Origin of the sequence: Sulfurisphaera tokodaii str. 7 (assembly GCF_000011205.1) — an archaeon.
GTDB lineage: Archaea > Thermoproteota > Thermoprotei_A > Sulfolobales > Sulfolobaceae > Sulfurisphaera > Sulfurisphaera tokodaii.
Genome location: NC_003106.2, coordinates 1,068,299 through 1,082,799, shown reverse-complemented (window position 1 = coordinate 1,082,799; position 14,501 = coordinate 1,068,299). Strand labels below are relative to the sequence as shown.

Below are 14,501 nucleotides of genomic sequence, written 5' to 3'. Positions count from 1 at the left end.
AATATGATTATCTACTAAAAGTAGCGAAAAACTGTATAGAGGAAGTAAATTAATACTGCTAACAAGAACGTTGAGGAAGAGGCATAAATGTGTTATTTTAGAAAGAATATAATTGCTAAGAAAGAAAAGTAAAAATATGTGTTCTGAATTAGCTAATATAGTATATACTAAACAGTCTCAGCTAATAACTTTAAGCTATTTTTATCTAAATTGTTTAAATCAATCTCATACAAGTTATCATTTTTGTCTATTAATACTACCTTAGAGTCCAATAGTATCACATTCCTTCTCCCAACAGTATAAGCCGTAACTTCTCCTCTGTCAGTCACTAAATCCCATTCTAACTGATCGCCCTTTATATTTATTTCATTTATTTTTTTAACAAAAAATATTAGATTATTATAAGCTAACGCAGTTTCCAAAATTTTTCTTGAATTTTCGTCTAATTTGGTATAGTCATCCAACAAGAATATTTCACTCCCATTTTCATCATAAAATCCTATAAATCTAGGATTAGTTATAGGAAATAGCATTTTAGGTATTAGTCTATTATACTTCTTACCACTATAAATCACGTTCACAACACTTCTCCTCTCTGATGGCTCAATCTTTATATTATCGTTTACAAAATTGAATTTCGGCTCATTAATTTCTAATTTCCTGAATATATTCTCCTCATTTATCTGTTCCTTAAACATCTCATAAAAGGCACCTTTTTTGTTGAGCAATTCTTCAGGTTTACCTTCTTCTATTACTCTACCCTGATTTAAGACAATTACCTTATCCGCATTCATTACTTCATGAACATTATGAGTAACTAGTATTACAGTCTTACCCTTTGATACGCTCATCATCGCCTCATAAACTTCTCTTTCACTAACTACATCAAGGTTAGAAGTAGCCTCATCGAATATAAGTATATCCGGGTTTTTCACAATTGCTCTGGCAATGCTTAACCTCTGTCTTTGTCCTCCAGATAAGTAAGTTCCTCTTTCACCTAATATGGTATCATATGCAAAGGGTAGTCTTACGATCTCGTCATGGATTCTAGCTATCTTACAGGCTTTAACTATATCAACCTCATTTACGTTTTCATCTCCGTAAGCTACGTTATATCCCACAGTGGTATCAAACAAAACTACGTCTTGGGGTACGTATGCTATTTTCCTTCTGAGATAGTTCAAATCTATTTCCTTAATATCTACTCCTCCAATAGTGATTTTACCTTCATTTACATCATAGAATCTAAGTAATAGTTTAGCTATAGTGCTCTTACCAGAACCACTTTTTCCTACAATCGCAACCTTTTCTCCAGGCTTTATCTTTATACTAACGTCCTTTATTACTGGAAAGTGAGGATCATAGCCGAAGTAAACATGGTCTAATATTATTTCTGCTGGCATATTAGGTTTCTTAGGATTTTCTGGATTGGTTATTTCGGGCTTTAATTCTAATACTTCTCTTATTCTTTCAGCTGAAGTTAGGGATTGTTGAATGAATGGGAGCACGTTGCTTAGGTTATTTATGGGACCGTAGAACTGTGAAACGTAAGCTATAAAGGCAGTTATTACACCTAGTTGTATGATTCCAGATATTACTTCATGCCCTCCTATCCACCATATTATCACTGTGGAGAGGTTAACTATAAACCCCATTAGAGGCCAGTAAGTGGAATTCATCTTATTTATACTAACACTGGACTCGTATAGTTTATCTAATAATTTCCTCAAAGTCTTAGATTCGTAATTCTCCTTAGAAAACGACCTAACTACCAAGAAGTTAGGTATAGTGTCGTTTATCCTTGAAGTTATATCAGCACTTCTTCTCCAATTCCTATGATATAACCTATGAGATTTTCTCCTATATTTTATAATCATGATTATGATTACTGGGATGGGTATGAGTATATACGTGGCTAAGGTAACGTTTAAAGTAAAAAGAATAACACCTATTCCAATTAACGTAAATAGGTTAGTAACTAGTGTAGGTAATCCCCAGACCAACAACCAGTTCGTATTTCCGGCATCAGTAGTTAGTCTTGATAAGATCCTACTAGGTGATATTCTCTCAATAAATGAATAATCATGCTTAATAACATGATTATATAGCATTTCCCTCAAATCGTTTATTATTCTAGAACCTAAATTGTTTAATATCCTATTTTGAATTGATGATACCAGAGCTAAAGCAGAATATGACATAATCAAGTATAAAATTATATCAGTATAAAGTGATGGAGAATGAGAAGAAGAGAGTAAAACATTATCTATTAGTATTTTTAGCAAATAGGGTGGAACTAAATTTAAACCTGTGGTAATTAACGATAATATTGCCCCTATAATCATTCTCCTCCTATACTTTCTTGCTATACCGAAAAGCCATCTAAGAGTACTCATACTGACTCTAGATGAGTGTTCAATCGCTTCATCTTTTATTTCAATCTCCTCATTTCTATTAAATGCATCAACAATCTTTTTGAAAATATCTTCTTTTTTCTTAGTAAAATATGCAATCTCTATACTTTTACCATCAGAAGTATAGCCCACTAGTTTGTCTATAGTTATGCCACTCTCGATTGCAAGTTTTACTATATTATCAACACTAAATATTTCTTTACCGTCACTATATACTCTAATTTTACTTCCTTCAATTTTTACTAATTCTTCTTTTAGACTTAAGTTTCGGTCTAGGTCAGTTCTTACTGTGGCCTTGAATTTAGTCATAGTTAGTGCTCTTCCCAAGGTACCTTAGCTATTTAACAAAACTAAATAAAAAAATTACTCTTTAAACATAACAGAAAATAATGCTTATAAGACATATACACTATTTAAAACTCTAGAACATTACAAGTGACTAAATTTGTGAATATAAGTGTGAGGATGCTATTACGTTATCATTGGTATATAAATTTATTAAATGGCCTTTCTTTACAAGGAGCATATATTATGTGCAAAACATTATGGAAACATAAATAGCTTAGTGGTTGGTATGGACAATATCAAAAGTAGAGGGATTCATAGTCTCCTGACCTCCTTCCCGCCCTAAAGGGCGAGGGTTCCCTTAGGGCGGTTCATAGGTTTGTGGTTTACCACCTTCATCCTCACAACTTCATAGCTAGTGGGTGCGTAAAGCACCCACCCCGCTCCGTTCGTCCAGCGGTAGACCACGGGCTGGGTCTTCAGTCCGTTACCCCTATCCCTCACTGGGAGTTGCCCTCCACTCCCAGATCCTAGGGACTCGGGGATATGTAGGATATTTATCGCTCCATTCAGGTCTGCGTTTATCACTTTCCCTATGCGGGGACACTTAAATAGGCCGCGTTTAACACGCCCACTTTCGTGGGCTTCCCCGCATAGGGAGCACGTCTTAGAAGTATAAGATTCATCCACTTTAACAACCCTAATTCCTAGTTCTTCCCCAATCTCCTCAAAACGCTTAATAACATACCTGTAGTTCCAGAAGTTTACAGTGAGTTTATTACCGTGGTTCCTATTAATCTCTTTAGGATAACCTATAACAACCTCGCTTACCCGTTTGTCCTTCAACAGCTCCACTACTTTCCTAACCATACTGTTTAAAGCGTGTTTGAGGAACCTACTCCTATTCTCGTAGAGGAGTTTCAGCTTCTTGCTCCTATTCTGCTTATGCCTCGCTAAGGTCTTCTGAACGATTCGTATCTTCTTGCTATAATACTCATACTGTGAAAGAACACTACCACCCTTGAAAAGGTACCAACTACCATCTTCTACGTAAACTGTTGCTAAATTGATGATTCCTAAATCAACAGAAGCCCTCAGGTTGCCCTCAACTTTCGTTTCACTTTCAACCTCCACTGGAATATGAGCATACCAACTCCTCTTAGCTTCGTTGTAAATTATTTCTAATCTACCTTGTTTCCCGTGCCACTTGAGTTTCCCCTTAAACCTCAGAGAGAGTTTGAAGTCCTTCAAATAGATGATCCTCTTGTTCTCATCCACCTCATAACGATCGTTCCTAATGATTAGGATTAGTTTATATTTTCCACTTTTATCTTTCCAATACCCTTGGAGGTCTTGGTTTAAACCACTTTGGTAATTTTCCCTCATTCTTCTCTTCGATTAGGGAGAAGAAGCTTCTCCAGTCCTCAGCGTTCTTTCTAGCAACTTGTTGAACGTTAACCTTTAACACGTGTTTGTACTTCTCGTACACCTCCTTTTCTGTCTTAGCAAAGTCTACTCTCTCCCCTTCCTTGAACTGTTGCATCCTTAACCAGTTCACTTCGTTCCAACACTTCGCTGTGGTAATAGCCAACTCCTTCAGTCTTTCGTGGGTTTGCTTGTCTACTATTAGTTTAACTACGTTAGTCCTCTTCATTCTCTTTCGCCCACTGTTCTTCAATGTACTTCTTTATCGTCTCGCTGGATACGTTACCTGCGGTAGATACGAAGTAGCTTCTAGTCCATAGCTTCCCGTTAGTAGCTTTCTTCAGCTCTGGAAACTTCTTGAGTATTAGTCTTGCTGATTTTCCTTTGAAGTAGTTTGCTAAATATGACGGTGCGTATCTCGGTGGGCAGTTAACGAATAGGTGGATATGGTCTGGCATTACTTCTAGGGCTAGTACTTCACAGCCCAACTCTTCTGCTATGGTTCTTAATACCTCTTTAGTGTATTCAGCAACTTCGCCTGTTAGTACTTTCCTACGGTATTTCGGTATCCATACGAAGTGGTAGTTGCAGAGGTACTTTACATGCCTAGTTGATTTGTATTCCACACTTTAAAGTATTCAAAATAATTTTAAAAACTTTACCCCGCCTTAAAAGGCGAGGCTTGCCTCACGTTTTGTCATTTAGTAAATTTATATACAAATGAAGACACTATCTTCACACTCATAAAAGTGAAATTATACTCTTTATACTTATATGACGAGAATTTTGGTTTTCAATGTTTTTATTAGAGGAGAAGACACCATTCTTATATGAATTTAAAGTACTGTCTTAGTTAAAGTTATGAGCTAATATAAAACTTAGTGCTTTAGTGAGAGTTTAATGAGTTTATCGTAACTTAATGACCAGAATACTAAGTATCTCGTCCCTAATAATTTAGGTTAAATATTTAAATATTGTAATATTGCATTTCAAAACTATGGATGAATTTACACTTAAGATTTATGGTTTGGTTGAGAAGAACATTAATCTCACGCTTGATGATATTAAGGCATTACCTAAAGTAGGTTTGACTTTCGATTTCAGATGCGTTGAGGGATGGGAAATTAAGGATACACAATGGCAGGGTGTAAGAGTTAGGGATTTGCTTTTACTTGCTAAACCCTTAAATAACGCTAAATATGTAATTTTTAAATCAGGAGATTATACTATAACCTTAAGCTTAGATAAGGTCATGGAAGATAATGTAGTCCTAGCTTATGAGTATATGGGAAAGCCTTTAACGAGGGAGAAAGGAGGACCTATAAGATTAGTATTTCCTTCCCAATATTGTTATGAGAGTGTTAAGTGGTTAAGGGAGATAGAGCTGACCGACATTTATAAAGAGGGAACAGGGAAGAGAATAGCCCTATCTAGAATAGGGAAAAACAATGCGTAGCGTAGATATAGATGATATAGTACCTCCTTTTAATCTGCTTTATACTACTTGGCTTTTAAAGAGAGTGAAAAATAACAAGATAGATGAGATATTACCCGATAAATCTTATGTTAGAGTATTTAACAGGGACGTTATAGTTAAAGTAAAGCAAATAGGCGGAATTTATAACCCTAAGCTCAGAGTTGAGATCTTCAGCAGTAAAGATGATGATGAGGAAGGAATAATTAAAACATTGAGGAGAGTTTTGGGATTAGACGTAGATTTAACAAATTTTTATAATAGAGCCTTAGATAATCCGTATTTTTCTAGTTTAGCGAGAAAATTTATCGGGGCTAAACCAGTAGTTTTTCCTACTCTTCTAGAGACTGTTACTAACGTAATTTCTTGTCAGCAGATATCTCTTAATGTCTGCCTCACTTTAGTCAATAAACTTGCCGAAAAGTTCGGAGGAAAAGTCATTGTAGATGATAAGCAGATTAACGTATTTCCCACTGTTGAGGACTTAATTAATTCTAAACCAGAAGAGCTTAGAAGTTTAGGTTATAGTTCAAGAAAAGTTGAGTATATACTGAACGCAGTGAATGCATTAAAAGATAAGGACAGTTTTGAATCAATTAAAAACTTAAAGGGTTTAGGTAAGTGGTCAATAAACTATATATTGCTAAGAGGGCTAGGGAGGATTGATGTAATTCCCACGGGGGATGTAGGGTTTAGAAATAAGGCTAAAAGATTTTTAGGTATAGACAACATTGAGGAAATACTTTCTTCTGTTAAGGAATATTCCGGGATGATTTATTATTACTTACTTTTGGAAAATCTTTATCATGAAGGACTTTTATAGTGTTTATTAGTTTGGTAGTAGTTTTATCTTAAGTAGTTCTCTGTAGTTAAAGCTAACGTTTAACATGCTTCTAAGCTACATGATTTTTCATAAATTTTTATAAATAACTTATCGGATTTAAAGGCATATTAACGCAAAAATACTGCGTTCTCTTGCGGTTAAGATTAAAGGCATGCATGTAGTGCTTTTAAAACTTTTAAAAGTATTAACTACTCAACATCAAAGCTCAAGTACCTTTAAATTCCCTTTCCATTATCCTATTCATAACCTCTACGAATTCCTCGACTTTCAATAACGAAAGTTTAACATCTTCTGTAGTCATAAAGCCTTCATAAAAGTTTGAGTGAAGTCTTAAACAGATAGACCAATCAGAGACCAATTTCTCGTCCTTTTCTGTGCTTATCAATTTACTCATAACTTCTTCTAATTGTCTGTGCCTATAATGTTCAAGGCCCTTTTTCTCAGCATATGCCTTTACAATTGAAGCACAAGCTCCCCAGGCTTTCTCTGAAGCTTGAATTAAATCCCCGCTCTCAAGATATTTCTTAGCCTCTGAGAGAAGTTCGTTTGCTTTCTCCTTATATAAAGTGAAACGCGTTGAGGGATCTAGATCTCTTAAAAGTTTATCAATAAGTAATAACTCTTCATCTATACCTTTCTCAAAAGCTTCCTTTCTAAGTGCTTCCTCCAGTAGCCTCGGTATTTCCACAAACTAATTATATGTGAATAATAATAAAATGTTTTATTAACTTTAATGGCTCAACATATCTGTAGCTAGCTAATAGAAATTTTACTGTAATTAGGTGATATATATCTTAAAAATATTCTATACAATTTATAGAGTAATCTACAGGCTCTATCTCATGAAACTAAAAATAAGAAACTATTCATGTAGTTAACACCTAATAGTAATTTAAGGAAATTCCCTTACCATAAAAAGTTGTAATATTTTTTCATTAACTAATAAATACTTTGAATTTATTCCCTTACTTTATTTAGTTTATCATAAGTAATTTTTCAGTTAATAGGACAATATTTCTTACTTATGTTCAACGTCACGTAAAAATGTAACGATTTTCCTATAAATGCTAACCTAAGTTAAGCTACTCAATAAACTTTGAAAGAATAACTGTTAGGATTACAAAAATAGGTGAAACTACCAATCCTAGGTTATCACAAAGAAATTCCTAATAGAACGAAATAATTTCCTCCCGTTTGTCCCTACACTTTCATTTCACTCATGATTGAGTGTTTAGCCCTCAACATGGGACTCCTTTGAACCCAACGACACAGGACTCACATCTCTGCTATTTTCACCCTCACCCTTTTGGGCACAGCCCACATCGGTGTGAGGGATTATTTACATCATAGAAATTTTAAATTAACGAATATAAAAAGATTTCTATCAATATAAAAAAGGATTCAGCCCCACGGCTCTCTTTAGGGGATTATATTTGCACAGACTGTGACGTTTTCACGTAACTTTTAAATACTTTTCATCACTTCTAATTAGTGTGGAGAGATACCTAACTCCAAGTGAGGTTGCCGAAATATTCGGGATGAGTAGGAGTGGGGTGATAAAGTGGATCAGGGAGGGGAAGATAAAAGCTATTGAAATTAACGGTAGGTGGAGGATCCCTTACAGCGAAGTAGAGAGGTTGTTGAGCGGTGGCGGTAGGCTCAAACAGGTCGCAATTTACGCTAGGGTCTCATCAAACACTCAAAAGGACGACTTGGAGAGGCAAATAAACGCGTTGAGGGAATGGGTTAAGAAGAATTACGGCAATGTGAGCGTTATTGAGATCAAGGACGTAGGGTCTGGGCTGAAGGAGGACAGAAGGGGGTTAAAGAAGCTGATTGAGTTGTCTAGGAGGAGGCAGATAGATGTTGTAGTAGTAGCTTACAAGGACAGGCTCACACGCTTCGGCTTCGACTACCTCGTTGAGCTGTTCAAGGCTTACGGGGTTGGCGTAGTCGTGGCTTTTCAAGAGGAACCAAAGGACTACATGCAAGAGTTAGTGGAGGACTTCGTTGAGATTGTCAGGTCCTTCGCTTCTAGGATCTATGGACATAGATCCCATAAATACGAGAAGGTGATCAAGTGTGTTGAAGACGCTGAGAAGGACGGTTAGGGTAGAAAGCGATACGCTGAACTACTGGAAGTACCGTGTGTTGAAGGAGGTCGAGGAAGTCCAGAAACGGATGGTCGACGAGATGATAGAGACAATCCTTAAGGAAAACTTGCCGACCACTAGGAAGAGGTTGCACGAGAGGTTTTATAAGTACTACAAGGCTAAGTACCCTTCATTACCTTCGAGGGTTATCGAGGGTGCTTATATTGTAGCTGGTAGGATAGTTAAGAGCTTTAGGGAGAGGAGGAAGAAAGGGTTAACTAAGAAGGACAAACCAGAGTACAAGAAGGTCGTCGTAATTTATCCCAACAAGATAAACTGGAGGTTCAACAAGCTCTCTGTAAGCGTTTTGACGCATAAGGGCTGGGTCGAGATCCCATTGAGGATTACTAAACAGCTAATCCGCTATCTTTACGAGGGGTGGAGGGTAGCAGAGGAGCTAAAGCTAAGGCTCATCGGTAGAAAAGTTGTCATTTGGCTGACTTTCGAGAAGGAGGAAGAAGTGAATGTGAAGGAGGGCAACTATCTCTCCATCGATGTTAACGAGAACAACGTGACGGTCGCGGTCTTCGAGGGCTTTAAACTGAAGGAGATCAGGCGTTATGAGACCAACTTGGGCAGGATAGTTGTCAACTATGCCATTAGGAGGAAAGAAATTACTAAAGGATATTCAACTAAGGAGGAGCTAATTAAGAAAAAGCTGAGGAGGTTAAGGGAAAGGGAGAGGAAACTTGACGTGCTGAGGAAGACTGTTAAGAGAATTGCAGAGCTAGCTAAGAGTTTCAACGCCAGGGTCGTTGTCGGCAAGTTCTCTTCAATGGCTAAGGAGAGGATGGAAAAGGACAAGAATGACGAACTCAGGCACAGGGTCCACCAATGGAGTGTCGTTAAGTTCGTGGAGTTGCTTAAGGCCCAACCAGTTGACGTTGAGGAGGTCTCCGAGGCTTACACCTCGTCGATCAACCCTTTTAATGGCAAGAAGTTAAAGAAAAGCAAGCAGATCATTGAGAGAATTGTTAAGGTTTTTAACCCCTACCTAATGACGGGCACTGCTCACGAGGGTAGGGGGATTAAAGTTTTCAGGGTGAATGCTAGGTACTTGGACGGCGGGGACGTTTTATTGGAGAGGGACTCAATTGCACCTCTCAACCTCATGAAAAAGGTGGATGGGAGGGTAGTGGTGTTCCCCTCGACCAGCCCCAATGAGTTGAGGGTGACTGTGTATGAGCCCTCAAGAGGGGTGCCCGTGGTGGAATTAGAAGTGATTAAAAGTAAGGATAAGTTACGCCACGGGTAAACACTGCGATTCAGATAATAATTAAGGGAGTAAGCGTATAAACTTCTTAGAACATATTCATAAATCATTCTGTAATGATATATTTCTTCGATCGCATTATATCTTTTTTAGTCTTGATCTTATTTCATCTATCAAAATAAGTATATTTTCTTTTGCGATATCATCAGTTCTGAATGGGCTTAGTATAGTGTCTTTATCTGCCCCATTATACTGATATTCATGAAGTGCTAAGGCTAATTTGGTAACTAAGTTTACATCTTTTCCTAAAAGGAGGGATAGCTCCTCCATATAGGAAGTAGGTATAATAGCAATTAACCAATCCGCAAACTCTACTATTTTCCTCCCTCTCAATTTCTTCTTGCCAGGATATTTCTTTAATAACTCGCCCCTTATATCTACCAGCATAGCACCTAATAGAGCTTTCCATGCTTGAAATGCTTTACCCGCAGCATTGCGTAAAAGCCCTTCTTTTACAAACTCTTCAGCTATATTAGCCTCAAATTCCGCTTCCTTTATCCTAGTTCTCTTATAACCTTCAATATCAAACCAAGGTTTCGGCAATTCTTGCATATAATAATAACAATCTTTTTAAGAAATAAAGTTTTTATCACTTCTATCTTGAGATGGTTATGTAGCCTAACCTTAGATTTTGGGTTAAGAGGAATCTTCTAGTATCTAAATAATCTAGTATCTAAATAAAAGGTATAATATGTAACCTCTCTCCTAATTATTTTTAGATTACTCCGAATGGTTTATAATCTCCAAGTTTAAAGTAATCAAATATGAGTGAAAAAATTGTTGATGAGATACTTAATAATCCTCAATTACTTTCAGTACTAGCTGAAAAAATTTATGCCAAGCTTAAGGATGAGATTGTAATAAAGAAATTGGAAGAAAACAGTGAAAGTATAAGGGCTTTACAAGAGGAGATTAAAAAGCACACTGAGGCAATTCAAGCACTTCAACAAGCCATTCAATCCTTACAAGAGACTGTGGATAAACACACTGAGGCAATTCAAGCACTTCAAGAGATAGCCAAAAAACAAAGTGAGGCTATAGTATCACTACAACAAGCAGTCCAATCTTTGCAAGAGACTGTGGATAAACATACTCAAGCCATAATATCACTCCAAGAGACTGTTAAGAAACAAGGAGAAGCAATTCAGTCTTTACAAGAGACTGTGGATAAACACACTGAAGCAATTCAAGCACTTCAACAAGCCATTCAATCCTTACAAGAGACTGTTAAGAAACAAGGAGAAGCCATAGTATCACTTCAAGATGCGGTGAAGAAACAAGGTGAGGCTATAGAGGCTTTACAAGAGGCAGTGAGAAAACGAGGTGAGGCTATAGAGGCTTTGCAGAAGGCTGTGCTTAGGTTGGGTAGGGAGGTTAAGAGGCTTTCGATAGAGTTAGGTGGTTTTACTAATAGGGCTGGGAGGGGTTTGGAGAGGGCTATGTTAAAGCTTTATAGGAAGGCTCTGGAGCTTCATGGTGTTGATCCTAAGAGGGTTGTTCACGGTAAGATAGTTGATGATGAGGGAGTAATTGAGAGGGGTAAGGTGTTTGAGGTGGATTTTTATGAGACTGACGATTATGTTTATGTGTTTGAGATAAAGAATTTTGCGGATAAAGGGACATATGATCAAATTATTGTTAGAAAAAAGTTATTCTCAGCAAAGTATAAGGATAAGAAGGTAAAATTATTTCTTGTAGCCAACTATGTGGATAAGAGGGTGAAGAAAAAGCTTGAGGAGGAAGGGGTAGAAATTATAGCTTCTCACGTTGTCAAATAGATAAGCTTCTTAATCTTCATGAAACTCTTACCGTAAAGCTGCTTTATGGATTGGTTAAATGTTTATCAGAGATAACATCTAGACTTTCCTTATCAAATTAATTTGACTAAAATTTACGAACCTAAAATCTAAGAAAATCGAAGGGACTGAATCCTTCTTCATATTAATAGAAATCTTTTTACATTCATTAATTTTAAATTTCTATGGTGGAGATGATCCCTCATTCTGATGTGGGCACTGCCCAAAAGGGTGGGGGTGAAAATTGCAGAGATGTGAGTCCTATGCCATTGGGCTCAAAGGAGTCCCATGACCCACCTACCGTGAAACTTGGTAGGTGGTTGAGGGCTAAGTCCCTACACCAGATCATGATTGAAGATAAAATGATTGAAATGATGGTATAGGGACAAACGGTCTCTCACGCCTCCTTTGCGGATTGTAATATTCTCTCAGAATTAGAATAATTGTATGAGGGAATAATTGATTATATATCATTGTCTCCAGTAAGTCCGTGGTATAACTTCTTAGTCTCTCCAATTGTCAATGTACAATCAATTATCCAATCCCAAAATAATAAAATAAAGTGAATTCGCAAAAGAGCCGTAAAAGACCACAGTTCACAAAGAGACTTAAATCTTCCCATTTATATATTAAATTATTTTTCCTTTACAAAAAATGTAAATAATAAAATAAGGCATTATTGAATGTTAATAGTTTATAGAAATATGAATAGCTTGACGACAGTACTAGGAATCACTAATACATTGTAATTAGAGATAACTTTATAGTTTGAAGCCAAAACGGGTAGCAAGTGAAAGTTGTAAAATACTTAATCCCTTACGTGTTAATAAGTTCGTTTAACTATTACTTTGCCAAAGAAGCAATATCTTCTGCTTCACCCATTGTTTTTAACCTCATTAGATACTTAATATCTACAGCAATATTCGTCTCGTTAAGTAAGAAAGTGATTTTTAGCAAAGACATAATCCAATTAGCAATTTACACTACTGCCTCATCACTCCTTTGGGCATATGGATTACTCTATGTAACTCCAGCTGAGTCAGCTGTATTAAGTTATACTATGCCATTATTTTCAATCCCAATAGCCCTTCTAGTATTATCAGAAAACCCTACGCTAATTGAGATTATTGGTGTAATCATAGGGTTTTCCGGAGTGATCCTTTACGGTTTACCTTTAATTCATGGGTTTACGTTATTGGGATCAATTGTAACAGTTGTTAATGCAATATTTTGGGCCTCTTTTTCAGTATATTATAGAAAACTAAGAGAATACGATCCACTAGTAGTTAACTCAAGCCAGTTTGCCATTGGTTCTATAATATTGACATTATTATTGCCAATAGACTATAAAGTTGATTTAAATGAGCAATTCGCATATGGTATTGTATATACTTCTATACCAGGTGGAGCATTATCGTTCTTTTTGTGGAATATGATGGTAAAGATAGAAAAGATTTCAAGGGTTACTGTTTTAAGCTTTTCAGTTCCCATTTTAACTACTTTGGTGGAATATATATTATATGGAACACCCCCTCTACTCATTCAAATAATTGGAATTATTCTCATGTTTATAGGAATTTTGGTCTCTAGGATAAGGAAGATATAAAATAAAATTTTTGCAGTAAATAATAGAATATAAAAAGCTGTTCTTCTTTATAATATTTAACAATAAAATCTATATATAAATGGGGATGAAATATTGATTCAATGAAAAATAAAAAATGACTCCATGAAATTCAAATCCTTTTTTGACCTAAATCAAAAGACTAAATGAAGAAGTGCAAATTAAGAAAAATACTTATAGTCTTACATTACGTTAAAAACATATAATAGATCTCTTCTTGTTGAATGAAAATTTTTTATTAATAAGCAATAAAATAAGAAGTTAAATTAAAAATATTTTATTATTTCATGAACAAATATTATAATTTTTTATGGTAATGAAACAAACACATCCTTTTTATCTTGAAATTTTCTTAAAGTATAATATACTATTGTTCACAAAGCGATATTCATGTAATTACCTTAATTTATCACGGAAATTTAGTGTTGGTTTTCTCTAACCCATCCTTCTTTAACCCTCTTAAGTCCCTTAATCTTCTCAAGAACTTTTCTTTTATTATCTTCATAAATATTAAGTTTATCACAGATTACTTTGCCTTCGTAAAAAGCATCAATAACAATAGTATTAAACTCACGTATTTTATCTTCCAGTTTTTCTTTCTTAACAAAATGAAGTTCTATTGCATCGGTTGGTGGAAGTTTTGGCATTTCTTCGCCTATAACTAAAAGATCGTAATCACTATAAATTTTGTAATCACCCCTAGCTCTAGAACCGAAGAGTATTACTGTGTAATTTCTCTCGCATAAATAGGAAACGTACTCTTTAAATTGTGTTTCCTCATTTTTGTAGAGCTCTAATAAATCAGATAATAGAGAGAATCGTTTCCATGCATCTGACACATTTCTCGCCCTCACTCCTATCCATATCGATTATCTCCTCTTCTGGATACCTAGAGCCTAAATACATTAGGGAGAGATAGTTAGCACAATCAAGTATTTTATCGTTTAGTTGGAGATTTTTAATTTTTGCTACCTCATCCAATAATCTTTTTATCGAATGTGTATAAATTATTCCTCCAGTGGTTTGGACTAAGACACCTTTTAATCTCAGTTCCACAGCCATGACAGCATGGAAACAAGCTTCAGGATAATAGCCTTTATCGAGAAGGAGATAAGCAACCTCTTTATCTTTATCACTTTTTTCAAACCACTTTGCCACAATATCTTATTTATGCGAATTATTAAAACTCTAATTGTGGAATCGCTAAACAAAG

13 protein-coding genes and 1 pseudogene are annotated in these 14,501 nt (G+C 35.8%); 7 read left to right on the top strand and 7 right to left on the bottom strand.

Annotated elements, in window-relative coordinates; genetic code table 11:
• Positions 1–167 precede the first annotated feature (167 nt).
• The 3 genes and pseudogenes from STK_RS06080 to tnpA form a co-directional block, all read right to left on the bottom strand.
• Positions 168–2,723 (bottom strand): DUF1854 domain-containing protein, encoded by a 2,556-nt coding sequence (locus tag STK_RS06080; protein WP_010979112.1) that lies wholly within the window; start codon positions 2,721–2,723, stop codon positions 168–170.
• Between the two features lie 318 nt (positions 2,724–3,041).
• Positions 3,042–4,353 (bottom strand): annotated as a pseudogene (locus tag STK_RS06075) (RNA-guided endonuclease InsQ/TnpB family protein).
• Positions 4,340–4,750, bottom strand: a complete 411-nt coding sequence (gene tnpA, locus STK_RS06070) for an IS200/IS605 family transposase (protein ID WP_010979110.1) — start codon at positions 4,748–4,750, stop codon at positions 4,340–4,342. Before tnpA ends, STK_RS06075 begins: the two are co-directional and overlap by 14 nt.
• A 371-nt stretch (positions 4,751–5,121) precedes the next feature.
• On the opposite strand from tnpA, the gene STK_RS06065 reads away from it, so the two are divergent.
• Complete coding sequence (locus tag STK_RS06065) at positions 5,122–5,580, top strand: molybdopterin-dependent oxidoreductase (RefSeq protein WP_010979109.1); 459 nt, start codon at positions 5,122–5,124, stop codon at positions 5,578–5,580.
• A complete protein-coding gene (locus tag STK_RS06060; protein WP_010979108.1) occupies positions 5,573–6,421 on the top strand; it encodes a DNA-3-methyladenine glycosylase family protein in 849 nt (282 codons plus the stop codon). The genes STK_RS06065 and STK_RS06060 overlap by 8 nt, the downstream gene beginning before the upstream one ends.
• Before the next feature lie 226 nt (positions 6,422–6,647).
• On the opposite strand, the gene STK_RS06055 is transcribed toward STK_RS06060, so the two are convergent.
• Complete coding sequence (locus STK_RS06055) at positions 6,648–7,130, bottom strand: PaREP1 family protein (protein WP_010979107.1); 483 nt, start codon at positions 7,128–7,130, stop codon at positions 6,648–6,650.
• An 805-nt stretch (positions 7,131–7,935) separates the two neighbouring features.
• Between STK_RS06055 and STK_RS06050 the strand changes: the two genes are divergently transcribed.
• Positions 7,936–8,553 carry an IS607-like element ISSto12 family transposase gene (locus STK_RS06050; protein WP_010979106.1) on the top strand — a complete coding sequence of 206 codons (618 nt, stop codon included), beginning with the start codon at positions 7,936–7,938 and terminating at the stop codon, positions 8,551–8,553.
• Positions 8,525–9,850: an IS200/IS605 family accessory protein TnpB-related protein gene (locus STK_RS06045; protein ID WP_010979105.1), complete on the top strand. Its 1,326-nt coding sequence runs from the start codon at positions 8,525–8,527 to the stop codon at positions 9,848–9,850. The genes STK_RS06050 and STK_RS06045 overlap by 29 nt, the downstream gene beginning before the upstream one ends.
• Positions 9,851–9,946: 96 nt before the next feature.
• Here the strand turns inward: STK_RS06045 and STK_RS06040 are convergent, their stop codons facing one another.
• The gene (locus STK_RS06040) at positions 9,947–10,420 is read right to left on the bottom strand and encodes a PaREP1 family protein (protein WP_010979103.1); all 474 of its coding nucleotides are present in this window, start codon (positions 10,418–10,420) and stop codon (positions 9,947–9,949) included.
• Positions 10,421–10,632: 212 nt separating this feature from the next.
• Here STK_RS06040 and STK_RS06035 point away from each other — a divergent pair, with 212 nt between their 5' ends.
• The 3 genes from STK_RS06035 (at position 10,633) to STK_RS06025 (ending at position 13,270) form a co-directional block, all read left to right on the top strand.
• On the top strand, positions 10,633–11,646 hold the full coding sequence (locus STK_RS06035) for a hypothetical protein (protein WP_010979102.1): 1,014 nt from the start codon (positions 10,633–10,635) through the stop codon (positions 11,644–11,646).
• A 212-nt stretch (positions 11,647–11,858) separates the two neighbouring features.
• Positions 11,859–12,047 carry a hypothetical protein gene (locus STK_RS06030; RefSeq protein ID WP_052846937.1) on the top strand — a complete coding sequence of 63 codons (189 nt, stop codon included), beginning with the start codon at positions 11,859–11,861 and terminating at the stop codon, positions 12,045–12,047.
• Between the two features lie 407 nt (positions 12,048–12,454).
• Complete coding sequence (locus tag STK_RS06025) at positions 12,455–13,270, top strand: DMT family transporter (RefSeq protein WP_010979100.1); 816 nt, start codon at positions 12,455–12,457, stop codon at positions 13,268–13,270.
• Between the two features lie 437 nt (positions 13,271–13,707).
• Here STK_RS06025 and STK_RS06020 read toward each other — a convergent pair whose 3' ends face one another.
• Positions 13,708–14,127, bottom strand: a complete 420-nt coding sequence (locus tag STK_RS06020; protein WP_052846477.1) for a nucleotidyltransferase domain-containing protein — start codon at positions 14,125–14,127, stop codon at positions 13,708–13,710.
• Positions 14,090–14,449 (bottom strand): HEPN domain-containing protein, encoded by a 360-nt coding sequence (locus tag STK_RS06015; RefSeq protein WP_052846476.1) that lies wholly within the window; start codon positions 14,447–14,449, stop codon positions 14,090–14,092. The genes STK_RS06020 and STK_RS06015 overlap by 38 nt, the downstream gene beginning before the upstream one ends.
• Between the last annotated feature and the right edge of the window lie 52 nt (positions 14,450–14,501).